The sequence below is a fragment of the Rhizobium deserti genome, from assembly GCF_004358025.1.
Classification (GTDB): domain Bacteria; phylum Pseudomonadota; class Alphaproteobacteria; order Rhizobiales; family Rhizobiaceae; genus Neorhizobium; species Neorhizobium deserti.
Genome location: NZ_SMTL01000002.1, coordinates 94,719 through 117,947, shown reverse-complemented (window position 1 = coordinate 117,947; position 23,229 = coordinate 94,719). Strand labels below are relative to the sequence as shown.

The following is a 23,229-nucleotide window of genomic DNA, read 5'->3' as shown; positions in this document are numbered from 1 at the left end:
ATTATTTTGAATCAGAGGTTTGCCCGCCTCTTGCAATATGAGAACAAACCATGTACACAGCCTTTAACGGCTGCTTCATTGCTTGCGCGGCGGCAATAACCTAAAGGTGGATCCACATGGCACAGAACAGTTTGCGGCTGGTAGAGGATAAAGGCGTGGATAAGAGCAAGGCGCTTGAGGCGGCACTTTCACAGATCGAACGATCCTTCGGCAAGGGATCGATCATGAAGCTCGGTGCGAACGAGAGCATTGTCGAGATCGAGACGGTGTCGACCGGCTCTCTTAGCCTCGATATTGCGCTCGGCATCGGCGGTCTCCCCAAAGGCCGCATTGTTGAGATCTATGGCCCGGAAAGTTCGGGCAAGACGACGCTTGCGCTGCAGACGATTGCAGAAGCGCAGAAGAAGGGTGGCATCTGCGCCTTTGTCGACGCCGAACACGCGCTTGACCCGGTTTACGCCCGCAAGCTCGGCGTCGATCTCCAGAACCTGCTGATTTCGCAGCCGGATACAGGTGAGCAGGCGCTCGAGATCACCGATACACTGGTTCGTTCGGGTGCAGTCGACGTTCTGGTTGTCGATTCGGTTGCGGCGCTGACGCCGCGTGCCGAAATCGAAGGCGAAATGGGTGACAGCCTTCCCGGCCTGCAGGCCCGCCTGATGAGCCAGGCGCTGCGCAAGCTGACGGCGTCGATTTCCAAGTCGAATACGATGGTGATCTTCATCAACCAGATCCGCATGAAGATCGGCGTCATGTTCGGCTCGCCGGAAACGACGACCGGCGGCAATGCCTTGAAATTCTATGCCTCGGTCCGCCTCGACATCCGCCGCATCGGCCAGGTCAAGGAGCGCGAAGAGGTGATCGGCAACCAGACGCGCGTCAAGGTCGTCAAGAACAAGATGGCGCCTCCCTTCAAGCAGGTCGAGTTCGACATCATGTATGGCGAAGGCGTTTCCAAGACCGGCGAGCTTGTCGATCTGGGTGTCAAGGCCGGTATTGTCGAGAAATCGGGCGCCTGGTTCTCGTATAACAGCCAGCGCCTCGGCCAAGGACGCGAGAATGCCAAGACGTTTTTGCGCGACAATCCGGAACTCGCTCGCGAGATCGAAATGTCGCTGCGCCAGAATGCCGGGCTGATCGCGGACCGGTTCCTTCAAAATGGTGGTCCGGATGCCGATGACGGCGATCTGGCCGCAGAATTGTAAGCGGCGCCGCCGCATCTCGGAGTTCGCTCCGGCCGCTTACTTCGTACCGGTCGCCATCGAAAGATGCGCGGCCGGTTTCTCATTGTGTTGGGAGGATGGGCGGCTGGACAGTCTTCGGTGTGGAAGATACAAGCCTTGGGATTTTGAATGGTGGACTGCATCCGGCAGTGACAGGGGCCTAGCATGAGCGGCGTGAATGAAATCCGGTCGACTTTCCTCGACTATTTCCGAAAGAACGGACATGAGGTCGTGTCCTCGAGCCCGCTGGTTCCGCGCAACGACCCGACGCTGATGTTCACCAATGCCGGCATGGTGCAGTTCAAGAACGTTTTTACTGGTCTTGAAAAGCGGCCCTATTCGACGGCGGCGACGGCGCAGAAATGCGTGCGCGCCGGCGGCAAGCACAATGACCTCGACAATGTCGGCTATACGGCACGGCATCACACCTTCTTTGAAATGCTGGGCAACTTCTCCTTCGGCGATTATTTCAAGGAAAATGCTATCGAGCTTGCCTGGAACCTGATCACCAAGGAGTTCGGCATCGATGCCAAGCGGCTGCTGGTGACAGTCTACCATACGGATGACGAAGCTTTCGGCTTGTGGAAGAAGATCGCCGGCCTGACAGATGACCGGATCATCAGGATCGCCACCAGCGACAATTTCTGGGCTATGGGCGATACCGGTCCCTGCGGTCCGTGCTCGGAAATCTTCTACGACCATGGCGACCATATCTGGGGCGGCCCTCCCGGCTCGCCGGAAGAAGACGGCGATCGTTTCATCGAAATCTGGAACCTCGTTTTCATGCAGTATGAGCAGGTGACGAAGGAGGAGCGGGTAGACTTGCCGCGCCCTTCGATCGATACCGGCATGGGTCTGGAGCGGGTGGCAGCGCTTCTGCAGGGCAAGCACGACAATTACGATATCGACCTTTTCCGGGCGCTGATTTCCGCTTCGGAAGACGCGACGGGCATCAAGGCGGACGGCGAGCGCCGCGCCAGCCACCGCGTGATCGCCGACCATTTGCGCTCCTCCGCCTTCCTGATTGCCGATGGTGTTTTGCCTTCGAACGAGGGTCGCGGATATGTGCTTCGCCGCATCATGCGCCGCGCCATGCGGCATGCGGAGCTTCTCGGCGCCCGCGAACCGCTGATGTGGAAGCTGCTTCCGACGCTCGTGCAGCAGATGGGCCGCGCTTATCCGGAACTGGTTCGCGCCGAAGCGCTGATCTCCGAAACGCTGCGGCTCGAAGAAAACCGCTTCCGCAAGACGCTGGAGCGTGGCCTTTCGCTGCTGTCCGACGCCACCACGACGCTCGGCAAGGGTGACATGCTGGACGGCGAGACGGCCTTTAAGCTTTACGACACCTATGGCTTCCCGCTGGATCTTACCCAGGACGCGCTGCGGGCACGGGAAATCGGCGTCGATATTTCCGGCTTCACGGATGCGATGGAACGTCAGAAGGCCGAAGCACGCTCCCATTGGGCCGGCTCGGGCGACAAGGCCACGGAAACGATCTGGTTCGAGCTCAAGGACAAGTTCGGCGCGACCGAGTTCCTCGGCTATGACACGGAAACCGCCGAAGGCGTGGTGCAGGCGATTGTTCGTGACGGTAAAGCGGTCGAGGCTGCAGCGGCCGGCGAGCACGTTCAGATCGTGGTCAATCAGACGCCTTTCTATGGAGAATCCGGTGGCCAGATGGGCGATACCGGCCTCATTTCCACCGATTATTCCAAGCTTCAGGTCGCCGATACCCAGAAGAAGGGCGAGGGTGTCTTCGTTCATTCGGCGGTTGTGACCGAGGGCACCTTGAAGCAGGGCGATGCGGTGCAGTTGGCGGTGGATCACCAGCGCCGTTCGCGCCTGCGGTCGAACCATTCCGCGACCCATCTGCTGCACGAGGCTCTTCGCGAAGTGCTCGGCAGCCATGTGGCGCAGAAGGGATCGCTTGTGGCGCCTGAGCGGCTGCGTTTCGACGTTTCGCATCCGAAGCCGATGTCGGCCGAGGAACTGCAGGTCGTCGAGGACATGGCGAACGCCATCATCCTGCAGAACGCCCCGGTGACGACCCGGCTGATGAGCGTCGACGATGCCATTGCCGAAGGCGCCATGGCTCTGTTCGGTGAAAAATATGGCGATGAGGTGCGGGTTGTATCCATGGGTACGGGGATTGAGGGTCAAAAGACCGGCAAGCCCTATTCCATCGAACTCTGCGGTGGCACGCATGTTCATGCGACCGGCGATATCGGCCTCGTGCGCATCCTTGGCGAAAGTGCAGTCGGCGCAGGCGTGCGGCGCGTGGAAGCCGTGACGGGCGATGCGGCACGCACCTATCTGGCCGAGCAGGATGAGCGGATCAAGGCGCTGGCTGGTGCTCTCAAGGTTCAGCCGGCAGACGTGGTTGCCCGTGTGGAAAGCTTGGTCGACGAGCGCCGCAAGCTGGAAAAGGAACTGGCCGATGCCAAACGCCGGCTGGCCATGGGCGGCGGCCGGCAGGGTGGTTCGGCGGAGGACGTCAAGGAGATCGCCGGCCTCAAATTCCTCGGCAAGGCGTTGCAGGGAATCGACGCCAAGGATTTGAAGAGTCTCGCCGACGAGGGCAAGGCAAGCATCGGCTCCGGCGTGGTGACGTTGATCGGCGTTTCAGAAGATGGCAAAGCGAGCGCTGTGGTTGCGGTGACCGATGATCTCGTCGGACGGTTCAGCGCCGTTGACCTGGTGCGCGTGGCGTCGGCCGCCCTCGGCGGCAAGGGCGGCGGCGGCCGGCCGGACATGGCACAGGCAGGCGGCCCGGACGGCGCCAAGGCTGGCGAAGCGTTGGATGCCGTGGCGGCGGCCCTGGGGGCATGATCACATACCAGAAGCGGGTCAGGCCGGCTTCTGGTGCAAAGGGTGACGAATGGGTGTGACCGTCAAGATTGATGACGAGCTGGACGAGGTCGCAGACGGCCTCGTCCCGGCGCTATTTCGGAATGCCCCTGACTCCGTGTCTTTCAACAAGCTGCGCAAGCGTTTGCTTCGCCAGGTCCGGCAGGCATTTCAGGACTTCGGCATGCTGAAGGACCAGAAGCGCTGGCTCGTGGGCGTTTCAGGCGGCAAGGACTCCTATTCGCTTCTGGCCGTTCTGCTCGATCTTCAATGGCGCGGCCTTCTGCCGGTCGAGCTGATCGCCTGCAATCTGGATCAGGGCCAGCCGAATTTTCCCAAGCACGTTCTGCCGGACTTTCTGACGTCCATCGGCGTCAAGCACCGGATCGAATACCGGGATACCTATTCGATTGTGAAGGAAAAGACGGCTGCAGGTGCGACCTATTGCTCGCTCTGTTCGAGGCTGCGGCGCGGCAACCTATACCGGATCGCCCGCGAAGAGGGCTGCGACGCGCTGGTGCTCGGCCATCACCGCGAAGACATTCTTGAAACCTTCTTCATGAATTTCTTCCACGGCGGCCGATTAGCGGGCATGCCTGCAAAGCTTCTGAACGATGAGGGTGACCTCATGTTGCTGCGGCCGCTCGCCTATTGTGCCGAAGACGATCTGGCGAAATTTGCAGCCGCGATGCAGTTTCCTATCATTCCTTGCGATCTCTGCGGCTCGCAGGATGGCCTGCAACGCAATGTCATGAAGGCAATGCTGGCCGATATCGAGACGCGCATGCCAGGGCGCAAGGATACGATGCTGCGGGCGCTCGCCCATGTCAATCCATCCCATCTTCTCGATCCGCAGCTCTTCGACTTTGCTGGGCTGCAGGCCAAACAAAGCGGCTGACACATCTCTGGAGGAGATCCGACATGCCTTCACCTCTCGACATCACGCGGCTGGCGGAGCTTCTGCGGCTGGCTGCGAAATCCGAAATTCTGCCCCGCTTTCGCAGGCTTGGAAGCGGCGACATCCGGGCAAAGAGCGAGCCGACCGACCTCGTGACGGAGGCGGATGTCGAGGCGGAGCGGATGATCCGGCGTGAGCTGCGGGAATGGGCGCCGGATGCCGTTTTCATCGGCGAGGAATCCGTGGCCGCCGATCCGGCGCTGCTGGGCACGCTGGCTGATGCGGAACTGGCGGTGGTTGTCGATCCGGTGGACGGCACGTTTAATTTCGCATCCGGCATTCCAGCCTTCGGGGTCATGGCGTCCGTGGTCTGGAAGGGCGAAACGGTGGCTGGAATCATCTATGATCCGATGGGCGACGACTGGGTCCTGGCAGAAAAGGGCGCCGGAGCATTTCTGAGGCGTGCCGATGGCGAGGCCATTCGCCTGGCCGTCGCCGATTCGCGACCGCTGGATGCCATGGTGGGCATGGCCTCACCGGGCTACTTCCTCGGCAAGGACCGAGAGCAGCTCCTGAGCAATCTCGCCAAGGTCCGCTTCTTTGCCAACTACCGTTGCGCAGCCCACGAATATCGTACCTTTGCCGGCGGTCATGTCGACTTCGTGCTCTACAACAAGCTGATGCCCTGGGATCACCTGGCCGGCAGCCTTATCGCCGCCGAGGCGGGCGGCTATGTGGCGAGGTTCGACGGTTCGTCCTACCGGCCGTTGCATGTCGACGGCGGCCTTTTGATCGCGACCGATAAGGACAGCTGGCAGTTACTGCGCCGCGAGATTATCGGCGCCATCTGAACCGGAATGACTTCCGGATAAGGAGGAGGACGCGGAAACGGCAGACCAGCCCCCGCTCTCCAGTCGGGCCTATGGCCTTGGATTGTGCGGCTGGAACAGCTTTCCTTTTTCGCCGATCAGCACGAATACCAGGCCGATGACCGAGACAGCAAAGAAGCCGGCCACCATCGGCGTTGCAGTTCCGTCATAAGCCTGCCCAATCATCGCACCGATCAATGCACCGCCCACCGTGCCCATGAAGCCGAGAACGGAGGAGGCAGTCCCCGCAACATGCCCGAGCGGCTCCATGGCAAGCGAATTGAAGTTCGACGCGATCAGACCGAACTGGAACATGGCCAGCGCAAAGAAGGCGAGGAAGAGCGGGAAAGGCATAGGCGTCGCCGAAAGAAGCTGGACTGCCAGCCAGACGAAGGTTACCGCCACAAATCCGAGCAAAGCGGTATGCGACAGGCGTCGCATGCCAAGTCTGCCGACCCAGCGCGAATTCAGGAAGGCGGAGATGGACATGAACAAAGCAACCGCGGCGAAGGCGAGCGAAAACCAGACGCCGAGTTCATAGATCCCCACATAGACCTGCTGGGCGGAATTGATGAAGCCGAACAGTGCCCCGAAGATGAACGTGCTGGCAATCGTGTAGCAGAGGGCGACGCGGTTGGTCAGGACGATGATGAAGCCACCGATGATCGAGGATGCAGTGAAGGGGCGGGCATCGGCAGGATCGAGCGTTTCCGGCAGGCGTCGTGACACCCAGGCCGTAACGACAATGGCGACGACGGCAATGAAGACGAAGATCAGATGCCAATTGCCGAAGAACATCACGACCTGCCCGGTGCCCGGCGCGATGACGGGCACGACCATGAAGACCATCATGATCAGCGACATGACTTCGGCCATGGCGCGGCCGCCGAAGACGTCGCGGACGACCGAGATGGCAATGACGCGGGTGGCGGCGGAGCCGACACCTTGAATGAACCTGAGTATCAAGAGACCGGCAAAAGAAGGAACGAAGACGACGGCAACCGCCGACAGGATATAGATGGTGAGGCCGATCAGAAGCGGCCTGCGCCGGCCAAAGCGATCGGAAATAGGACCATAAAACAGCTGCGCAATTCCGAAGCCGAAGAGATAAGCGGAGACGACATACTGGCGGTGATTCTCATTCTCGACGCCAAGCGACGCACCGATCTGCTGCAGGCCGGGAAGCATGATATCGATCGCCAGAGCGTTCAGCGCCATCAGCGCCGCCATCATGGCGATGAACTCGGTCTTGCCCATGCCATGAAGCCGGCCTGCAGCCAATTGTGAAGGATTTGTCACAGCAATTTCCTATAAGAATGTGAAAGGCGCCGTGGGTGCGGCGCCTTGGAAATTCGTAAAACTGTCCTACAGGGCCGTTTGCTTATGCGGCCCCGCGGACGGTAATGCCCTGCTCCTGCAGATGCGACTGCAGTTCACCCGACTGGAACATTTCCCGCACGATATCACAGCCGCCGACGAACTCGCCTTTGACATAAAGCTGCGGAATCGTCGGCCAGTTCGAATAGTCCTTGATGCCCTGGCGGATTTCCGCGTCGGCAAGCACGTTTACGCCCTTATAGTCCAGGCCGAGATAGTCGAGAATCTGCGCAACCTGGCCGGAAAAGCCACACTGCGGAAACTGCGGTGTGCCTTTCATGAAGAGGACAACGTCATTGTTCTTGACTTCATTGTCGATCAAATCGTGGATGCCGCTCATGTCTCTATCCTTTCACATGCGGTTTCAAGGACCGCTGCGCTGCGTCAATCGCTTAAATAGCAACCTCACTTGAAGAATTCCAGCGCAATAACGGCAAAGCTCGTTCGGCGACATTGCAGAGCGCGGCTAGATGCCGGATCTGCTGCCCTGCGAGCGGCGGATTAGTCGGTCGGAGCAGAAGTTTGCAGAGCCAGTGCATGCAGCACGCCGCCCATATTGCCTTTCAAGGCTTCATAGACCATCTGATGCTGCTGGACACGGCTCTTGCCGCGAAATGCCTCGGCCACGACTTCGGCGGCATAGTGATCGCCATCGCCGGCGAGATCTCGAATGGTGACTTTGGCACCCGGAATGCCGGTCTTGATCATGTCTTCGATGTCGCCAGGTTTCATCGGCATTATGCAATTCCTTTTGATTCGCCACGCGCTCGGCACAGCGTCGATTGCCGCATAGACTGCCTTAAACTGCTACCCGGGTCAAAGGCAGCCGCGGCGCAAACCGACAGGAAATCGGCTAGCCTCAGGCCATGAAGCCTGGGAACCAGCTTTCATGGGCATTGGCCAGATCGACCACCGGAAGATCGATGAGATCATCAATGACCAGCCGGTCGCCGTTCACCGTCCCGAGCGGGCGGAAGGGTACTCCGGCACCTTCCGCACTCGCCTGGACGAAATCGGCAAGATCGGCAGGGACGGCGACGACATAGCGGGCTTGGTCTTCTCCGAACAGGAGCGCATGCGCAGGGCCGCGCTGTTCGGAAAGGCTGATATGAGCTCCCTTGCCGGAAGCCATGGCCATTTCGGCAAGCGTGATGGCCAGACCACCCGATGAAATGTCGTGGCAGGCGGTCACCTGTCCTCCGCGAATGACGGAGCGGACGAATTTGCCATTGCGGCGTTCGGCAGCAAGATCGACTTCCGGCGGAGGGCCTTCGATGCTGTCGCAGATGTCGCGCAGGTAGATGGACGATCCGAGATGGCTCCCATCGCTGCCGATCATGATCAGCTTATCGTCTTGCTGGGCGGAGCCGATCTTCGCCATCTTCTGCCAGTCGGGCAGAAGACCGACGCCGGCAATGGTCGGGGTGGGAAGGATGGCGACGCCGTTCGTCTCGTTGTATAGGGAGACATTGCCCGACACGATCGGGAAATCGAGCGCCTTGCACGCCTCGCCGATGCCCTTGATGGCGCCGACCAGCTGGCCCATGATTTCCGGTTTCTCCGGGTTGCCGAAATTGAGGTTGTCGGTCGCTGCCAGCGGTTCGGCTCCCGTTGCGACGATATTGCGCCAGCATTCGGCGACCGCCTGCTTGCCGCCTTCGAACGGATCGGCTTCCACATAGCGTGGCGTCACGTCCGAGGAGAAAGCGAGCCCTTTCGAGGGATGACCTTCGACGCGAACGACGCCGGCATCCCCGCCGGGACGCTGCAGCGAGTTGCCTTGGATCAACGTGTCATACTGTTCCCAGACCCAGCGGCGGCTGGCCTGGTTAGGCGAGCCGACGAGCTTCAGAAGCGCCTCGTTATAGTCGGAAGGGGCGGCGACCTCTGATGCGGGCAGGGGAGCACGGCCCTTGGTCTCGGTCCAGGGACGATCGTATTCCGGCGCCTGATCTCCGAGATCCTTGATCGGCAGATTGGCAACCTCATCACCCTGATGGAGGACGCGGAAGCGCAGGTCATCGGTGGTCTTGCCGACAATGGCAAAGTCGAGGCCCCACTTGACGAAGATGGCCTTCGCTTCTTCCTCTTTTTCAGGCTGCAGCACCATGAGCATGCGCTCCTGGCTTTCCGACAGCATCATTTCATAAGCCGTCATCCGCTCTTCGCGCACCGGCACCTGATCCAGGTTCAGCTCGATGCCGAGATCGCCCTTGGCACCCATTTCGACCGCCGAGCAGGTGAGGCCGGCGGCACCCATGTCCTGGATGGCAATCACCGCACCCGTCTGCATCAGCTCAAGGCAGGCCTCCAGCAGACATTTCTCGGTGAAAGGATCGCCGACCTGAACAGTCGGACGCTTTTCCTCGATTGATTCATCGAATTCCGCCGAAGCCATGGTGGCACCGCCGACGCCGTCGCGTCCGGTCTTGGCACCAAGGTAAACAACGGGAAGGCCGACGCCCTTGGCTTCCGAGAGGAAGATTGCATCTGACTTGGCAAGGCCGGCTGCAAAGGCGTTGACAAGGATATTGCCGTTGTAGCGTTCGTCGAACTCAACCTCGCCGCCAACAGTCGGCACGCCAAAGGAATTGCCATAGCCGCCGACGCCGGCCACCACGCCGGATACGAGGTGCTTTGTCTTCGGGTGATCCGGAGCGCCGAAACGCAGGGCGTTCATGGCGGCAATCGGACGGGCGCCCATGGTGAAGACGTCGCGCAGGATGCCGCCGACACCGGTCGCTGCACCCTGGTAGGGCTCGATATAGGATGGGTGGTTGTGGCTCTCCATCTTGAAGACCACCACATCGCCGTCATCGATGTCGACGACACCGGCATTTTCGCCCGGACCCTGGATCACCCGCGGCCCCTTGGTCGGCAGGGTCCGCAGCCATTTCTTGGAAGACTTGTAGGAGCAGTGCTCGTTCCACATAGCCGAAAAGATTCCGAGCTCGGTAAAGCTCGGCTCGCGGCCGATCAGATCGAGGATCCGCTGGTACTCGTCCGGCTTCAAGCCGTGGGAGGCTACGAGTTCCGGCGTGATCGCGATGCTGTTGGAAATGGTCATGATCTTCTCTGGGATAGCGAGCCTGAATTGCCGCTGTTTAGCCTATGTGGTGCGCCCGCGCGACAGGAAAATGCTGCTCTGCACGCAGGCTCGGCCTTGATCTGACGGTGTTCCGCGACGGGAAGCGGAGGCGCTAATCGTGTTGAGCCAAGGCATAGATATGAGGCGGCGCGGTGCGGGTTAGCAGCCTGTGCTGCCGGACGACCACTTGTTGACATCCGTATTGATCCGCCCGGCGATCGGCTCGTTCATCAGCGGCCCGAAGGCACTGAGACGGGCAGGGCGCCCTTCCGCCTGGACCACGAGCAGTGGACGAATATCAGCCGAACCCTTGCGGGTCAGCAGGATACGCGGGCGATCGGAGAAGGACGTCAGTTCCGGTGCAAAGCTATAGGATTTGAAGGCGGGATCGCCCGACTTGAACCAGCAGCGGTTGGCCGAAACGGCAACCTTTTCCATCACGTCCAGCGCCGACGGATTGGCGCGCACAGCGACCGGCTTGGACTGGCAAGAGGACAGTGCCAGTCCAACAGCCAAGAACGGGAGGAAAGGCGAAAGTCCACGAGAAGTCGGCATGTGCTTGTGTCCAGAATGATCTTTTTGAGGAGCGCGATGGCTTGCGGCAATCACGCGGCGATGACTTCGAGGGCGGAGGCGAAAATGCCCCGGCCATCATTGCCGCCATGCGCAGCCTCGATGAGGTTTTCGGGATGTGGCATCATGCCCAGCACATTGCCCCGGCTGTTGATCACGCCGGCAATATCGCTCAGGGAGCCGTTGGGGTTGGTTCCTTCCGCATAGCGGAAGATGATTTCACCCCGGTCTTCCATACCTGCAAGCGTTTCTTCGTCTACAAAATAATTGCCGTCGTGATGGGCGACCGGGCAGCGGATGATCTGGCCCTTGGCATAGGCGCGCGTAAAATCCGTGTCGGCGTTGATGACCTCGAGCTTCACGTCCTTGCAGACAAAGCGCAGGGATGTGTTGCGCATCAGGACGCCAGGCAGCATTCCCGCTTCGACGAGGATCTGGAAGCCGTTGCAGACGCCGAGCACCTTGACGCCTTTTTCAGCCTTTTCCTTGATCGCCTGCAGGACAGGCATCCGCGCGGCAATCGCTCCGCAGCGCAGGTAGTCGCCATAGGAAAAGCCGCCGGGAATGACAATCAGATCGACATCATCGGGAATGGCGGTCTCAGTCTGCCAGATGGTGATCGGCGCCTTGCCGGAAATCTTGGTGAGGGCGGCGATCATGTCGCGGTCGCGATTGAGGCCGGGAAGCTGAACGACGGCGGATTTCATGGGTGTGGTTCAAACCTTGCCTGGGCCTCGGAGAGCTCGCGCAGCTCGAGGCGGTTTTCAATACGGTCGAGACGGATCAACACCTGCGCCATCGTCGTCCGAAGGTTGTTCACGTCACCTTGCATGACGTGCATGTGATTACGGAGGCTGATGAAGTCCTGGCGCAAATCATTCTGGCCGTCACGAAGATTGGCCAACTCTCCATGCATGCGTTTCATCAGCTCATACATCAGCTCATTGGTAATTTCGGCCATCATAGCCTCCGCAACCCTCAGTCGATTGCGATAGTATAGTTCTCGATCACCGTGTTTGCCAGAAGCTTGTCGCACATGGTCTTCAGGTTCGCTTCGGCCTGGCCCTTGTCGGTTCCGTCGATTTCGAGATCGAAGACCTTGCCCTGCCGGACCTGGTGAACACCCTCGAAGCCGAGGCTGCCGAGCGCACCCTCGATCGCCTTGCCTTGTGGATCGAGAACGCCGTTCTTGAGCGTTACCGTCACGCGTGCCTTGATCACTGATCTACCCCCTGCTTACTTGACGAGAACCGGGCCGGTCCCGCGGATCGGTTCATTTTCATTGATGATGCCTAGGCGCCGCGCGACTTCGGAATAGGCTTCCACGAGGCCGCCGAGATCCTGCCGGAAACGATCCTTGTCCATCTTTTCCTTCGTCTCGATATCCCAGAGACGGCAGCTGTCTGGCGAAATCTCGTCGGCGAGGATGATGCGCATCATGTCGCCTTCGAACAGCCGTCCGCATTCGATCTTGAAGTCGATCAGCTGAATGCCGACGCCGAGGAAGAGCCCGGACAGGAAGTCGTTGACGCGAATGGCCAGAGCCATGATGTCATCCAGTTCGGCCGGATTGGCCCAGCCGAAGGCCGTGATATGCTCTTCCGACACCATTGGATCGGCAAGCTGGTCCGACTTGTAGTAGAACTCGATGATCGAGCGCGGCAGAACGGTGCCTTCCTCGATGCCGAGCCGCGTCGACAGCGAGCCGGCCGCGACGTTGCGCACGACGATCTCGAGCGGGATCATCTCCACTTCGCGGATCAGCTGCTCGCGCATGTTGAGCCGGCGGATGAAATGCGTCGGGATGCCGATCTTGTTGAGATGGGTGAAGACGTATTCGGAAATGCGGTTATTGAGAACGCCCTTGCCGTCGATGACGTCATGCTTCTTCTTGTTGAACGCTGTAGCATCGTCCTTGAAGAACTGGATCAAGGTGCCGGGCTCGGGGCCCTCATACAGGATCTTGGCCTTGCCCTCGTAAATACGGCGGCGACGATTCATGATTTCTTGTCTCGTTGTTGGCCCTTGAGGGCGCAATGGATAATGTTCGAGCGGTGCCTTATCGGAAAACAACCCGTTTCACAATGAGGGCGCCAAACCCTTCTGGCCTACGGCCTGTGGATCAGGTTCGCAGCCGCAATCGGTCCGTCTGCAGTCCCACTGTTTCCTGAAGCCATTGTTTTATCAATGGCGGGAGCATGAAGCTTTAGCCGTCTTTCCAATATGGTACCGGCGGCGGAAAAACCCTAAAGAAATGATTGCGCCACCAAACTGTACGCATTTCGTACAATCGGATCAACGACGACGGGTGGTTCACCATCCGCTGTCGAGCCTTCGCCGAGCCGGCCCAACCCAATGTCACGGCTTCAGACGGCTGAGGAACTGCGCAAAGACCATGGTGCCCTCCGGCCAGGGGCCATGACCGGAATCGACATTGATATGGCCGGCTTCTCCCGCATCGACCAATAATGAACCCCAAGCAGACGTAATGTCGTCCGAATGCTCGTAGGATCCGAACGGATCATTGCGGCTTGCGACCGTCATCGACGGAAAGGGCAAGGGGTCGCGCGGGTAGGGTCCGAATGTCATCAGGTGTTTCGGCCGGATCTCGGGATTTTCGACCTCCGGCGGGGCGACGAAGAAGGCGCCCGCTACCGGCTTCTTGAACAGCGGTATCGCATGGATGGCGGTCGGAACCCCTAGCGAATGGGCAACCAGCACGACAGGCTTGGTCGCCGCATTCACCTCTTCAGCGACACGCGCGATCCAGTCCTCGCGGACCGGTTTTGCCCATTCCGCCTGCTCGACGCGGCGGGCCGTCGTGAGCTTCTGTTCCCAACGGGTCTGCCAATGATGCGGTCCCGAATTGGTGTAGCCGGGAATGATAAGGATTTCGGCCTCGGATGCTTTCATGCCGGCTATCTGGGTTCGGTCGCGGTGGATATCAAGCTTCGCCGAAAACGCGGCTGAAGATCGTGTCGACATGCTTGGTGTGATAGGCGAGGTCGAACTTCTCGCGGATATCCTCTTCCGACAGGGCCGCGCGAACTTCCGCGTCGGCAAGCAGTTCTTCCAGGAAATCCTTGCCTTCTTCCCAGACCTTCATCGCATTGCGCTGAACAAGCCGGTAGGCATCTTCGCGGGAAACGCCGGCTTGCGTAAGGGCAAGCAGGACCCGCTGCGAATGAATAAGTCCACGGAACTTGTTCATATTCTTCATCATGTTGTCCGGGTAGACCAGCAACTTGTCGATCACGCCCGACATGCGCGCGAGCGCGAAATCCAGAGTCACCGTCGCATCCGGGCCAATCATCCGCTCCACCGAAGAGTGCGAAATATCCCGCTCATGCCAGAGCGCCACGTTTTCCATGGCAGGCATGGCATAGGAGCGAACCATTCGGGCAAGGCCGGTCAGATTTTCGGTCAGCACCGGATTGCGCTTGTGCGGCATGGCCGACGAGCCCTTCTGGCCGGGAGAGAAGTATTCCTCGGCTTCCAGAACTTCGGTGCGCTGCAGGTGGCGGATCTCGATCGAAAGACGTTCGATCGACGAGCCGATAACGCCGAGGGTCGCGAAATACATGGCATGCCGGTCGCGCGGGATGACCTGGGTGGAAACCGGTTCAGGCTTCAGACCCATGGCGGCAGCGACATGCTCTTCGACGCGCGGATCGATATTGGCGAAGGTACCGATGGCGCCGGAAATCGCGCAGGTGGCAACTTCTTCGCGCGCCTCGAGGAGGCGTGTCTTGTTGCGGTCGAATTCTGCATAGGCCTGGGCGAGCTTCAAACCGAATGTCGTGGGCTCCGCATGGATGCCGTGGCTGCGACCGATCGTGACCGTATCCTTGTGCTCGAAGGCGCGACGTTTCAGCGCTTCCAGGAGCCGGTCGACACCGGCGATCAGGAGATCCGTCGCGCGGACAAGCTGGACGTTGAAGCAGGTATCGAGAACGTCCGACGAGGTCATGCCCTGATGGATGAACCGGCTGTCCGGGCCGACAAATTCGGCAAGATGGGTCAGGAAGGCGATGACATCATGCTTCGTCACGGCCTCGATCTCATCGATCCGGTCAATGTCGAAGACGGCCTTGCCGCCCTTTTCCCAGATCGTTTCGGCAGCCGATTTCGGGATGACGCCGATCGCTGCCAGGGCATCGCAGGCATGGGCTTCGATCTCGAACCAGATCCGGTACTTGGTTTCGGGCGACCAGATAGCGACCATGTCAGGCCGGGAATAACGCGGGATCATATGTATTCGGCTTCCTTCAGGAGTGTTGGCGCCGCTGTAGCAAGAACCGGCGGCAAGCTCAATATTCAGTTCTGGCCGCCAAGGGCGGGGGGACGAGCGCGGATTGGTAGGAGCAGGGCTACCTCCGGGCTGCTTCAGCGGCGGCCTTTAGCTGTGCGAGATTGTTACGGTAGGCCTCGATGCCGTCTCCCTTGTAGACGGCTGAGCCGGCCACGAAGACATTGGCGCCAGCCGCCGTTGCCGTGCCGATCGTCTCCACCGTGATACCACCATCCACTTCCAATTCGATCGGCCGGTTCCCGATAAGGGCGCGGGCGGTACGGATCTTGTCGGCCATAGCCGGTATGAATTTCTGGCCTCCAAAGCCGGGATTGACGCTCATGATCAGGATGAGGTCGATGTCATCCAGGACGTTTTCGAGCGCCGACAGCGGGGTAGCAGGATTGAGCGTGACGCCGACCTTTTTGCCGAGGCCGCGGATCGTTTGGAGCGAGCGGTGCAGGTGGGGGCCGGCTTCTGCATGCACGGTAATGCCATCGCAGCCGGCCTTGGCAAAGGCTTCGAGATAGGCGTCGGCTGGCGAGATCATCAGGTGGCAATCGAAGAAGGCATTCGTGTAGCGCCGCAGTGATTTGATGACATCGGGTCCGAAGGAGATGTTGGGGACGAAATGTCCGTCCATGACATCGAGATGGACCCAGTCGGCCCCGGCATCAACCACGTCGCGTACCTCTTGGCCGAGTTTCGAAAAGTCAGAGGCGAGGATGGAGGGGGCAATGCGGATCGGCAGGGTCATGCAAGAGATCTCCGGGTTGACCGGCTTGCCCTAACACTGCGAGACGACCGGGACAATATTACTCGGTTACCGGAAGGATCTGCGTGAAGTTCGCGCCACGCCATTCCAGCAGGCGGAATGGATTTTCCTTCAGTTCGTGATCCTGGCCGAAGGCCACCGTACCAATCGCTGTTTGGAACGAGCCGAGGCTAAGTGCTTCGCTCGGCATTTGTGACTGCGCACGGGCTTGTACGATAGCCTGATGGGCAAGTTCCATCGCTGCGTAAGCGGGCAGGACATAGCCTTCCGGCTCGATATTTCTGGCGCGCAGAACCGCTGACGCGGAAGCGGCTTCCGGCATAGCGGCATAATCGGGCATGGTGACCGCCAGAACCCCCTCGCGCAGCGGCACCGGGCGGTTGGCGGCACGCATGGTATCTCCACCCATCAGCACCAGGGGCATGTTTTCGGTTGCGGCGTCGCGAGCAATGATCGCCATGTCCGTCCGGTCGCCGCCCAGGAAGACGTGACTGGCACCAGCCTTGGCAAGCCGGCGGACAAGGGCGACCTGCTGCTCCTGGCCAGGGCGAAACGTATCCGTGAACACAGGGGTAATGCCGCCGGCCTGCAGCTTCTCCCGTGCAGCGCTCGTCAGTTCCCGTCCGTAGATCGTGCCATCCTCGATCAGCGCGATCGGCTCGGCTTTCCATATGCCGAGAATAGTTTCGGCAATCTTTTCCGCCTCCGCACCTTCGGCCGGCGCCATCCGGAAAAACGGCCAGCCGTTGCGCAGCGTGTCCTCCATGAGGATCCTTGAGCGCACGGACACTGTTATGGCCGGGATCTGCGCCGTCTTCAGAAGCGGCAGGGCCGTCGTCAGCGTTTCCACACATAGAAAGCCGATTGCCGCACTGGCCTTTGCTTCCGTTAGCGACCGTGCCACGGCGGCGCCGCCGCTTTCCTCGCAGCTTTCGTCGATCTCAACGACCTGATCCCCTGCCGTTTCGGCTGCCGCACGGGCGCCCTCCACGATCTGTGTTCCGAGCAGCGCGTATGGGCCGGAGCGCGGGGCGACGATGCCAATCACCGCTGCCGACGCGGATTCGCATCCGGCGAAAGCCGCGAGCAAAGCCGCGAAGAAGTAAGGTCGTGCTGTCATGCTTTTCCTTGAGGCCTGGAATGCCTTGAGGCACATTTAGCCGTCTGGACGCAGGCGTCAAAGGGAATCAAACAGAGAGCGCAAAAAGCTCGGGTCGGCGTGGACTTAAGCCTGACCGCTCACCATATTGAGCCGATGGAACGGGGGCAGGGCCCCGGAGATGCTTTTGACGGACCAGCCAGTTCTCGACCCGCGTGTATATCGTGACGGCATGGCGCGCTATGCCGGCCATGTCCAGATCGTTACCACCAGGCTGGCCGGCGTCCTGCGTGGCGTGACAGTCACTGCCGCCTGTTCTGTTTCGGACGCGCCGCCAACCGTGCTGGTGTGCCTCAACGGCAGCAATCGGAACAATGACATATTCGAGCAAAGCCGCGTGTTTGCCTTGAATTCGCTGGCAGCTCATCACCAGCCACTGGCTGCAGCCTTTGCGGGCATGGGCGGCGTTCCTTCACAGGAGCGGTTTGGGCTCGGGGCGTGGCGGGAGCTGGTGACCGGCGCCCCGGTTCTCGAGGATGCTGCCATAAGCTTCGATTGCGAACTCATGGAAGTGAAAAGGATGTCGACGCATTTCGTGATGTTTGGTGCGGTGAAAGCGATGCATTTCGGCCCTACGGCGCCGTCGTTGATCTATCTCGATCGCGGCTTTCGGGCCTTGTAGACACGGAAAGGGGACCGTCATGGCAAGCGAAACCGTAAGTCACGATCAGCTGCATCGATCCTGCCGGCGGCTCACCTGGCCGAACCGGCTCCTGCGGTTCAGTGGTTTCGTGCCGAAGGTGCGGGGCGTGCGCACCATCTTGCCGCATGCGGGCGATTTCCGTGGCGTCAACAATCTTCAGTCCATTGCCGATCTGGCTGCGGCACTATCGAACAAACAGCATAGCTCCGCCGATCTGCGGCGCCACTTCAAGCAAAGGAGGGTCGCATGACCGTTTCCGTAACTATGGATCCGCTGTTGACGGCGGAAAGCTGGGTGAAGAGCGGGCGCAGCGTAGCGCTCGCGACGGTGATGGAGACCTGGGGTTCCGCGCCGCGTCAGGCTGGCAGCCATCTCGTCATCGACGGCGAGGGCAATTTTGAAGGATCCGTATCCGGTGGCTGTGTGGAAGGCGCCGTCATCACCGAAGCTCTGGACGTCATAGCAAGCGGCCAGCCGAAAATGCTGGACTTCGGTGTGGCGGACGAGACAGCCTGGCGGATCGGCCTGTCCTGCGGCGGCAGGATCCGCGTTTATGTCGAAAGGCTCGGCTGATGCAACTTGCAGAACTTGCACGGCTGAATTCCGCCCGACTTCAAAGGCGCGCTGCAGTCGTGCTGACGGATATTTCGGCGGGCGGAAGCGAGGTGCTCGTCGAGGGAGAAGGCGTGCCGCCAGCGCTTGCCGGTATCGTAACGGGCGCTTTGCGGAGTGGAAAGGCCGGTCTGACAGAGATCGAAGGGCGCACGCTTTTCATCAACGTCCATCTGCCGCCGCCACGCCTTCTGGTTATCGGCGCCGTGCATATCAGCCAGGCCCTGGCGCGCATGGCGCCGATCATCGGCTATGACTTGACGATCGTCGACCCGCGCACTGCGTTTGCAACGGAGGAGCGTTTCGAGGGGGTGAAGCTGGTCGCCGACTGGCCCGAAGATGTGCTGAAGGAACAACCGCTCGACGCTTATACGGCTCTGGTGGCCGTCACCCATGATCCGAAGATCGATGACTTCCCCCTCTCGGAGGCTCTGAAAGCCGGCTGCTTTTATGTCGGAGCGCTGGGCAGCCGCAAGACACATGCCAAGCGAATGGAGCGGCTCAAGGAGATGGGGTGCGCTGAAACGCAGATTGCCACCATTGCTGCTCCGATCGGCCTCGACATCGGCGCGGCCACCCCTGCCGAGATCGCGCTGGCAATCCTGGCCCAGGTGGTTGAGGCCTTCCGGCGTCGTGACCTTGCGGCAGAGGCATAAGGCCATGAGATACGGAAGTTTCTCTCTGACAGAGGCAGAGGGCGTCGTGCTGGCGCATTCCATCCGCATTGCCAGCGGGCGGCTGTCCAAAGGGCATATGGTGACGGCGGAGGATGTGGAGCGTTTGCAGCAAGAGGCCATCACTGCTGTTCTAGGAGTAAGGCTCGAGCCGGGCGACCTGCTGGAAGACGATGCAGCGCATGCCATCGCCCATGCGATCGCTCCCGATCATCTGCGGTTTTCCATACCAGCGACGGGGCGGGTGAACATCTATTCCGAAGTCGACGGGCTGTTTGTTGCTCAGAAAACCGTTGTCGACAGGCTCAACCGCATTGATCCGGCCATCACGCTTGCCTGCCTTGCGGATCACGTCCCTGTCCGGAAGGGCGACATGGTCGCGACCGTGAAAATCATTCCGCTTGCAGTGGAAGCTGACAAGGTCGCCGCTGCGGTAGCTTTGCTGGAGACATCCGTGCCTTTCGAGGTCAAGGCCTTTCGTCCGCATCTGGTGACACTGGTGGCGACGGAGCTGCCTTCGCTGAAGCCGTCCGTCATGGACCGGACGGCTCGGCTCTTGGAGCACAGGCTCGCCTTATCCGGTAGCCGGCTCATGAAAGAGATCCGAGTACCCCATTCCGCCGAACGACTTACCGAGGTTCTTCAGCAGCTTGACGCTGCGGAATTTGATGAGCCGGCTATGGTTATTGTCTTTGGAGCGTCTGCCGTGACCGATCCGCACGACGTCATTCCCGCTGCAATTCGCGGCGCCGGAGGCGAGGTCGAGCATGTCGGTATGCCGGTCGATCCGGGCAACCTGTTGGTTCTCGGGCGGCTGGGTAATGTGCCAGTGATCGGCGCTCCGGGCTGTGCAAGATCGCCGAAGGAGAATGGCTTCGACTGGGTGCTGAACCGGTTGATGGCCGGTGAAACGCCAACGGCTTACGATCTGACGGGCATGGGGGTCGGGGGACTATTGACCGAAATTCCAAGCCGCCCGCGGCCTCGGGAGGAAGCAATACCCCGCTCGCAACCGGTTCGGGTCGCAGCGCTGCTGCTGGCAGCGGGCCAGGCGCGCCGGATGGGAACGGACGGCCCGCACAAACTTCTGGCCGAATTCGACGGAAAGCCACTGGTGCGGAGGACCGCCGAAATGCTCATGCGATCTGAAGCGTCGCCAGTTGTCGCCGTGCTCGGGCATCGCCGCCAGGAGATAGAAACCGCTCTTTCGGGGCTGGATATCCTGGGTTGTTTCAATGGGGAGTTCGCTTCCGGTATGGCGAGTTCGTTGATTGCCGGATTGTCGAAGCCCACTGTGAAAGACGCCGACGGCGTGCTCGTGATGCTGGCCGACATGCCCGCAGTCACCACAGAGCATGTGAACCTTCTCCTGCGCACCTTCCGCGAGGCTGGCGGCGGAATCGTCGTCAGATCGGTTTCCGACGGTAAGCGGGGCAATCCGATCATTCTTCCTCGGGCGGCCTATGACGCTGTTCTGCGGCTCGAAGGGGATGTCGGCGCGCGTGCGATCGTGGAGGGCTCCGGTCTCGAAGTGGTGGATGTGGATATCGGTGCTGCGGCTCATCTGGATGTGGACACGCCCGAAGCGGTCACCGCCGCCGGCGGCGTCTTGGGAGACTGAGACTTGGACACGGCGGATATTGAGGAAATGTTTGCGGGACTGGGGCCGGTCACCATCCGCCGAATGTTCGGCGGCAAGGGAATTTATCATCAGGGGCTGATCATCGCCATCGACATGAGGGGCGACATTCTCCTGAAAGCGGACGAGACGACCGCTTCGGAATTCGAAGCGGCGGGAGCGCGGCGCTAGGTCTATCAGAACAAGAAGGGCAATGCCGTGCCGATGCCCTACTGGACGACGCCGGACGAGGCTTATGACGACCCCGACGCCATGGCGAAGTGGGTTCATCTGGCATTCGCCGCTGCGCTCAGGGCTAATGAGAAACATGGCACCTGAACGGATTACGGATAGCGGCAGATTTCGCGTATTGATGCACCAGATAGGTCCGGTAACGTCAACGCGTAGTGGGGATGCGCCCTCGCCAACTGGCTTGTTGTTGCATCTGCGATAAGGGCCAAATCGATTTTCATCAAGACCGCCGCTTCGGTAATGCCGGAGCGGCTTTTTCCGTCAGGTACTGAGATGTTTGAACGCCTGTTCCGCGAAGGCCGAAATGGGCGCCGGTGCTTCCTGGGGCGAAAACCAGCCGAAATCTGAAAGCTTGTCAGGTTCCGTTAAAGCGGCATTGCCGGTGAAATCACGGGTGAGATAAATCAGCGACACCCAATGCTGCCGATCGGCCGCGATGATCTGTTCGGCAGCGCAGAGGAAGTCGACTTGGCCGATCTTGAGGCCGGTCTCCTCTTCCGCCTCACGGCGGGCAGCCTCGGCGGAAGGTTCCATGAGATCAACCTTGCCGCCGACAATGTTCCAGTATCCGGCTTCAGGCGCCTTGAGGCGACGGTAAAGCAGGACCTTACCATCATCTCGCATGATGACGAGACCGGCTCCGACACCGGGGAAATCGATACCGGGGCGAGACACGGAAGAGATTCAGGCCTTGGCGGCGTTCGCGACGATCAGCATGAAGGCGGGAATGTCATCGCCGAAGCCGACCGGAGTCGGGCCATCGTCGTGATCGCGGTGGTAGCGACGGCGGTTGTCGTCGTTGGCCGGATTAGGCCGGATGTCGCGGTTGCCGCCATTGTTCTGGGGCTTCCTGTCAGCCTTACGTTCCGGTCTCACGTTTTCCACCTTCGCTTCCACGAGCGCCACTTCGGGCTCGCTCTGATGATCATCATTCTTCGTATCATGGTTTTTCGTGTCAGGCTTGTGACCCGGCTCGCTGCGCCGGCCACGGCCGCGGTCCTTGTCACGATCACGGCCCTTGCGTCCGCCACGATCACTCTCATGGCTTTCCATCGGCGCCGGCAAGGCCGACAGATCGCCGCTGGCCCATTCGATCTTTTCACCGATCAGTTTCTCGATGGCGTCCAGATATTTCGAGTCCGACTTGGTCACCAGCGTGAATGCACGACCGGAGCGGCCGGCACGACCGGTACGGCCGATGCGGTGGACGTAGTCTTCCGCATGAATCGGAACGTCGAAGTTGAAGACATGGCTGACATCGGGAATGTCCAGGCCGCGCGCCGCGACATCGGATGCCACGAGCAGGGTGATCTGGTTGTCCTTGAAACCGGCCAGCATGTTGGTGCGCGAGCGCTGATCCATGTCGCCATGCAGGGCGCCGACGGAAAAGCCATGGCGCTCCAGCGAGCGGAACAGGTCGGCGACGTCCTTCTTGCGGTTGCAGAAGATGATCGCGTTCTTCAGGTCGTCCTGCGCCTTGATCAGGTCTCGCAGAACAGCACGCTTCTCGTAATCCTTGTTGTGGGATGCGACGAGGCGCTGCGTCACCGTCTTCGCCGTCGAGGACGGCTTGGCCACCTCGATGCGCTCCGGGTTTTGGAGGAAGCGGTCGGCCAGCTTCTGGATTTCTGGCGGCATGGTCGCCGAGAAGAACAGCGTCTGGCGGGTGAACGGGATCATCTTAGCGATCCGCTCGATATCGGGAATGAAGCCCATATCGAGCATGCGGTCGGCCTCGTCGATGACGAGGATCTCGACGCCGCTCATCAGCAGCTTGCCGCGCTCGCAATGGTCGAGCAGGCGGCCTGGCGTGCAGATCAGCACGTCGGCGCCGCGCTCAAGCTTGCGGTCCTGGTCTTCGAAGGAGACGCCGCCGATAAGAAGAGCGACGTTCAGCTTGTGGTTCTTGCCGTATTTGTCAAAATTCTCTGCCACTTGTGCCGCCAGTTCGCGGGTCGGCTCGAGAATGAGGGTTCGCGGCATCCGGGCGCGAGCGCGACCTTTTTCGAGAAGCGTCAGCATCGGCAAGACGAACGACGCCGTTTTGCCGGTTCCCGTCTGCGCTATACCGCAAATATCGCGGCGCTGCAGGGCGTGCGGGATAGCTCCCGCTTGAATGGGTGTGGGAATAGTATAGCCCGCGTCGGTGACAGCGGAGAGGACTTTTTGGCTCAGGCCAAGGTCAGCAAATGTGGTCAAAGGAAATTCTGTTTCCGTTCCGGTTCCAGGAGAAACTCGCGAGTCGACAGGCGTCCGGCCGACAACTGGCCCGCGACATAGGACCAAAATAGCTGAAAGTCAAGGAAAGCGGGCCGTATAGACCATGACTT

24 protein-coding genes and 1 pseudogene are annotated in these 23,229 nt (G+C 60.3%); 10 read left to right on the top strand and 15 right to left on the bottom strand.

All coding sequences use genetic code 11. The features are described 5' to 3' along the window. Positions 1 to 116: 116 nt before the first annotated feature. From recA to E2F50_RS06935, 4 genes are all read left to right on the top strand, one after another. Positions 117 to 1,205: a recombinase RecA gene (recA, locus tag E2F50_RS06950; protein ID WP_133315369.1), complete on the top strand. Its 1,089-nt coding sequence runs from the start codon at positions 117 to 119 to the stop codon at positions 1,203 to 1,205. A 183-nt stretch (positions 1,206 to 1,388) separates the two neighbouring features. Continuing rightward, positions 1,389 to 4,052: an alanine--tRNA ligase gene (gene alaS, locus E2F50_RS06945; RefSeq protein WP_133315368.1), complete on the top strand. Its 2,664-nt coding sequence runs from the start codon at positions 1,389 to 1,391 to the stop codon at positions 4,050 to 4,052. 49 nt (positions 4,053 to 4,101) lie between these two features. Beyond that, positions 4,102 to 4,968 (top strand): tRNA 2-thiocytidine(32) synthetase TtcA, encoded by an 867-nt coding sequence (ttcA, locus tag E2F50_RS06940; RefSeq protein WP_133315367.1) that lies wholly within the window; start codon positions 4,102 to 4,104, stop codon positions 4,966 to 4,968. Positions 4,969 to 4,991: 23 nt separating this feature from the next. Next, the gene (locus E2F50_RS06935) at positions 4,992 to 5,819 is read left to right on the top strand and encodes an inositol monophosphatase family protein (RefSeq protein WP_133315366.1); all 828 of its coding nucleotides are present in this window, start codon (positions 4,992 to 4,994) and stop codon (positions 5,817 to 5,819) included. Positions 5,820 to 5,888: 69 nt separating this feature from the next. Here E2F50_RS06935 and E2F50_RS06930 read toward each other — a convergent pair whose 3' ends face one another. From E2F50_RS06930 to E2F50_RS06870, 13 genes are all read right to left on the bottom strand, one after another. Then, on the bottom strand, positions 5,889 to 7,094 hold the full coding sequence (locus tag E2F50_RS06930) for a multidrug effflux MFS transporter (protein ID WP_133316358.1): 1,206 nt from the start codon (positions 7,092 to 7,094) through the stop codon (positions 5,889 to 5,891). A gap of 124 nt (positions 7,095 to 7,218) precedes the next feature. Beyond that, positions 7,219 to 7,554 carry a Grx4 family monothiol glutaredoxin gene (gene grxD / locus E2F50_RS06925; protein WP_133315365.1) on the bottom strand — a complete coding sequence of 112 codons (336 nt, stop codon included), beginning with the start codon at positions 7,552 to 7,554 and terminating at the stop codon, positions 7,219 to 7,221. 161 nt (positions 7,555 to 7,715) lie between these two features. Beyond that, positions 7,716 to 7,952, bottom strand: a complete 237-nt coding sequence (locus tag E2F50_RS06920; RefSeq protein WP_133315364.1) for a BolA/IbaG family iron-sulfur metabolism protein — start codon at positions 7,950 to 7,952, stop codon at positions 7,716 to 7,718. Between the two features lie 121 nt (positions 7,953 to 8,073). Continuing rightward, on the bottom strand, positions 8,074 to 10,281 hold the full coding sequence (gene purL / locus E2F50_RS06915) for a phosphoribosylformylglycinamidine synthase subunit PurL (RefSeq protein ID WP_133315363.1): 2,208 nt from the start codon (positions 10,279 to 10,281) through the stop codon (positions 8,074 to 8,076). A 180-nt stretch (positions 10,282 to 10,461) separates the two neighbouring features. Beyond that, positions 10,462 to 10,857, bottom strand: coding sequence for a hypothetical protein (locus E2F50_RS06910; protein WP_133315362.1), 396 nt, complete (start codon positions 10,855 to 10,857; stop codon positions 10,462 to 10,464). A 50-nt stretch (positions 10,858 to 10,907) separates the two neighbouring features. After that, entirely contained in the window at positions 10,908 to 11,582 is a 675-nt protein-coding gene (gene purQ / locus E2F50_RS06905; RefSeq protein WP_133315361.1) for a phosphoribosylformylglycinamidine synthase subunit PurQ, read from the bottom strand. Further along, positions 11,579 to 11,836, bottom strand: coding sequence for a hypothetical protein (locus tag E2F50_RS06900; RefSeq protein WP_133315360.1), 258 nt, complete (start codon positions 11,834 to 11,836; stop codon positions 11,579 to 11,581). The genes purQ and E2F50_RS06900 overlap by 4 nt, the downstream gene beginning before the upstream one ends. A gap of 17 nt (positions 11,837 to 11,853) precedes the next feature. After that, positions 11,854 to 12,096 (bottom strand): phosphoribosylformylglycinamidine synthase subunit PurS, encoded by a 243-nt coding sequence (gene purS, locus E2F50_RS06895; RefSeq protein WP_133315359.1) that lies wholly within the window; start codon positions 12,094 to 12,096, stop codon positions 11,854 to 11,856. Positions 12,097 to 12,111: 15 nt separating this feature from the next. After that, positions 12,112 to 12,876 carry a phosphoribosylaminoimidazolesuccinocarboxamide synthase gene (gene purC, locus E2F50_RS06890; protein WP_133315358.1) on the bottom strand — a complete coding sequence of 255 codons (765 nt, stop codon included), beginning with the start codon at positions 12,874 to 12,876 and terminating at the stop codon, positions 12,112 to 12,114. 357 nt (positions 12,877 to 13,233) lie between these two features. Next, a complete protein-coding gene (locus tag E2F50_RS06885) occupies positions 13,234 to 13,788 on the bottom strand; it encodes an RBBP9/YdeN family alpha/beta hydrolase (RefSeq protein WP_133315357.1) in 555 nt (184 codons plus the stop codon). A gap of 31 nt (positions 13,789 to 13,819) precedes the next feature. Continuing rightward, on the bottom strand, positions 13,820 to 15,127 hold the full coding sequence (gene purB / locus E2F50_RS06880) for an adenylosuccinate lyase (RefSeq protein ID WP_133315356.1): 1,308 nt from the start codon (positions 15,125 to 15,127) through the stop codon (positions 13,820 to 13,822). Positions 15,128 to 15,245: 118 nt separating this feature from the next. Beyond that, positions 15,246 to 15,923, bottom strand: coding sequence for a ribulose-phosphate 3-epimerase (rpe, locus tag E2F50_RS06875; protein ID WP_133315355.1), 678 nt, complete (start codon positions 15,921 to 15,923; stop codon positions 15,246 to 15,248). Between the two features lie 58 nt (positions 15,924 to 15,981). Next, the gene (locus tag E2F50_RS06870; RefSeq protein WP_133315354.1) at positions 15,982 to 17,061 is read right to left on the bottom strand and encodes a branched-chain amino acid ABC transporter substrate-binding protein; all 1,080 of its coding nucleotides are present in this window, start codon (positions 17,059 to 17,061) and stop codon (positions 15,982 to 15,984) included. A gap of 160 nt (positions 17,062 to 17,221) precedes the next feature. On the opposite strand from E2F50_RS06870, the gene E2F50_RS06865 reads away from it, so the two are divergent. The 6 genes and pseudogenes from E2F50_RS06865 to E2F50_RS06840 all read left to right on the top strand — a co-directional run bounded on the left by E2F50_RS06865 (position 17,222) and on the right by E2F50_RS06840 (position 20,986). Next, a complete protein-coding gene (locus E2F50_RS06865; protein WP_133315353.1) occupies positions 17,222 to 17,722 on the top strand; it encodes a flavin reductase in 501 nt (166 codons plus the stop codon). A gap of 19 nt (positions 17,723 to 17,741) precedes the next feature. Continuing rightward, positions 17,742 to 17,993, top strand: a complete 252-nt coding sequence (locus E2F50_RS06860; RefSeq protein ID WP_133315352.1) for a hypothetical protein — start codon at positions 17,742 to 17,744, stop codon at positions 17,991 to 17,993. Then, positions 17,990 to 18,316, top strand: a complete 327-nt coding sequence (locus tag E2F50_RS06855; RefSeq protein ID WP_133315351.1) for an XdhC family protein — start codon at positions 17,990 to 17,992, stop codon at positions 18,314 to 18,316. Before E2F50_RS06860 ends, E2F50_RS06855 begins: the two co-directional genes overlap by 4 nt. Then, complete coding sequence (locus tag E2F50_RS06850) at positions 18,316 to 19,011, top strand: XdhC family protein (RefSeq protein ID WP_133315350.1); 696 nt, start codon at positions 18,316 to 18,318, stop codon at positions 19,009 to 19,011. Before E2F50_RS06855 ends, E2F50_RS06850 begins: the two co-directional genes overlap by 1 nt. 4 nt (positions 19,012 to 19,015) lie before the next feature. Next, on the top strand, positions 19,016 to 20,650 hold the full coding sequence (locus tag E2F50_RS06845) for an NTP transferase domain-containing protein (protein ID WP_133315349.1): 1,635 nt from the start codon (positions 19,016 to 19,018) through the stop codon (positions 20,648 to 20,650). 3 nt (positions 20,651 to 20,653) lie between these two features. Continuing rightward, positions 20,654 to 20,986: pseudogene (locus tag E2F50_RS06840) on the top strand (TfoX/Sxy family protein). 174 nt (positions 20,987 to 21,160) lie between these two features. Here E2F50_RS06840 and E2F50_RS06835 read toward each other — a convergent pair. Continuing rightward, on the bottom strand, positions 21,161 to 21,574 hold the full coding sequence (locus E2F50_RS06835) for an NUDIX domain-containing protein (protein WP_133315348.1): 414 nt from the start codon (positions 21,572 to 21,574) through the stop codon (positions 21,161 to 21,163). A 9-nt stretch (positions 21,575 to 21,583) separates the two neighbouring features. Further along, positions 21,584 to 23,098 carry a DEAD/DEAH box helicase gene (locus E2F50_RS06830; protein ID WP_133315347.1) on the bottom strand — a complete coding sequence of 505 codons (1,515 nt, stop codon included), beginning with the start codon at positions 23,096 to 23,098 and terminating at the stop codon, positions 21,584 to 21,586. Positions 23,099 to 23,229 lie beyond the last annotated feature (131 nt).

Excerpts from the sequence above, each read along its gene's own strand:
- recA (WP_133315369.1), top strand. The coding sequence starts at position 117 with ATGGCACAGAACAGTTTGCGGCTGGTAGAGGATAAAGGCGTGGATAAG.
- alaS (WP_133315368.1), top strand. The coding sequence starts at position 1,389 with ATGAGCGGCGTGAATGAAATCCGGTCGACTTTCCTCGACTATTTCCGA.
- ttcA (WP_133315367.1), top strand. The coding sequence starts at position 4,102 with ATGGGTGTGACCGTCAAGATTGATGACGAGCTGGACGAGGTCGCAGAC.
- E2F50_RS06935 (WP_133315366.1), top strand. The coding sequence starts at position 4,992 with ATGCCTTCACCTCTCGACATCACGCGGCTGGCGGAGCTTCTGCGGCTG.
- E2F50_RS06930 (WP_133316358.1), bottom strand. The coding sequence starts at position 7,094 with ATGGGCAAGACCGAGTTCATCGCCATGATGGCGGCGCTGATGGCGCTG.
- grxD (WP_133315365.1), bottom strand. The coding sequence starts at position 7,554 with ATGAGCGGCATCCACGATTTGATCGACAATGAAGTCAAGAACAATGAC.
- E2F50_RS06920 (WP_133315364.1), bottom strand. The coding sequence starts at position 7,952 with ATGCCGATGAAACCTGGCGACATCGAAGACATGATCAAGACCGGCATT.
- purL (WP_133315363.1), bottom strand. The coding sequence starts at position 10,281 with ATGACCATTTCCAACAGCATCGCGATCACGCCGGAACTCGTAGCCTCC.
- E2F50_RS06910 (WP_133315362.1), bottom strand. The coding sequence starts at position 10,857 with ATGCCGACTTCTCGTGGACTTTCGCCTTTCCTCCCGTTCTTGGCTGTT.
- purQ (WP_133315361.1), bottom strand. The coding sequence starts at position 11,582 with ATGAAATCCGCCGTCGTTCAGCTTCCCGGCCTCAATCGCGACCGCGAC.
- E2F50_RS06900 (WP_133315360.1), bottom strand. The coding sequence starts at position 11,836 with ATGGCCGAAATTACCAATGAGCTGATGTATGAGCTGATGAAACGCATG.
- purC (WP_133315358.1), bottom strand. The coding sequence starts at position 12,876 with ATGAATCGTCGCCGCCGTATTTACGAGGGCAAGGCCAAGATCCTGTAT.
- E2F50_RS06885 (WP_133315357.1), bottom strand. The coding sequence starts at position 13,788 with ATGAAAGCATCCGAGGCCGAAATCCTTATCATTCCCGGCTACACCAAT.
- purB (WP_133315356.1), bottom strand. The coding sequence starts at position 15,127 with ATGATCCCGCGTTATTCCCGGCCTGACATGGTCGCTATCTGGTCGCCC.
- rpe (WP_133315355.1), bottom strand. The coding sequence starts at position 15,923 with ATGACCCTGCCGATCCGCATTGCCCCCTCCATCCTCGCCTCTGACTTT.
- E2F50_RS06870 (WP_133315354.1), bottom strand. The coding sequence starts at position 17,061 with ATGACAGCACGACCTTACTTCTTCGCGGCTTTGCTCGCGGCTTTCGCC.
- E2F50_RS06865 (WP_133315353.1), top strand. The coding sequence starts at position 17,222 with ATGCTTTTGACGGACCAGCCAGTTCTCGACCCGCGTGTATATCGTGAC.
- E2F50_RS06860 (WP_133315352.1), top strand. The coding sequence starts at position 17,742 with ATGGCAAGCGAAACCGTAAGTCACGATCAGCTGCATCGATCCTGCCGG.
- E2F50_RS06855 (WP_133315351.1), top strand. The coding sequence starts at position 17,990 with ATGACCGTTTCCGTAACTATGGATCCGCTGTTGACGGCGGAAAGCTGG.
- E2F50_RS06850 (WP_133315350.1), top strand. The coding sequence starts at position 18,316 with ATGCAACTTGCAGAACTTGCACGGCTGAATTCCGCCCGACTTCAAAGG.
- E2F50_RS06845 (WP_133315349.1), top strand. The coding sequence starts at position 19,016 with ATGAGATACGGAAGTTTCTCTCTGACAGAGGCAGAGGGCGTCGTGCTG.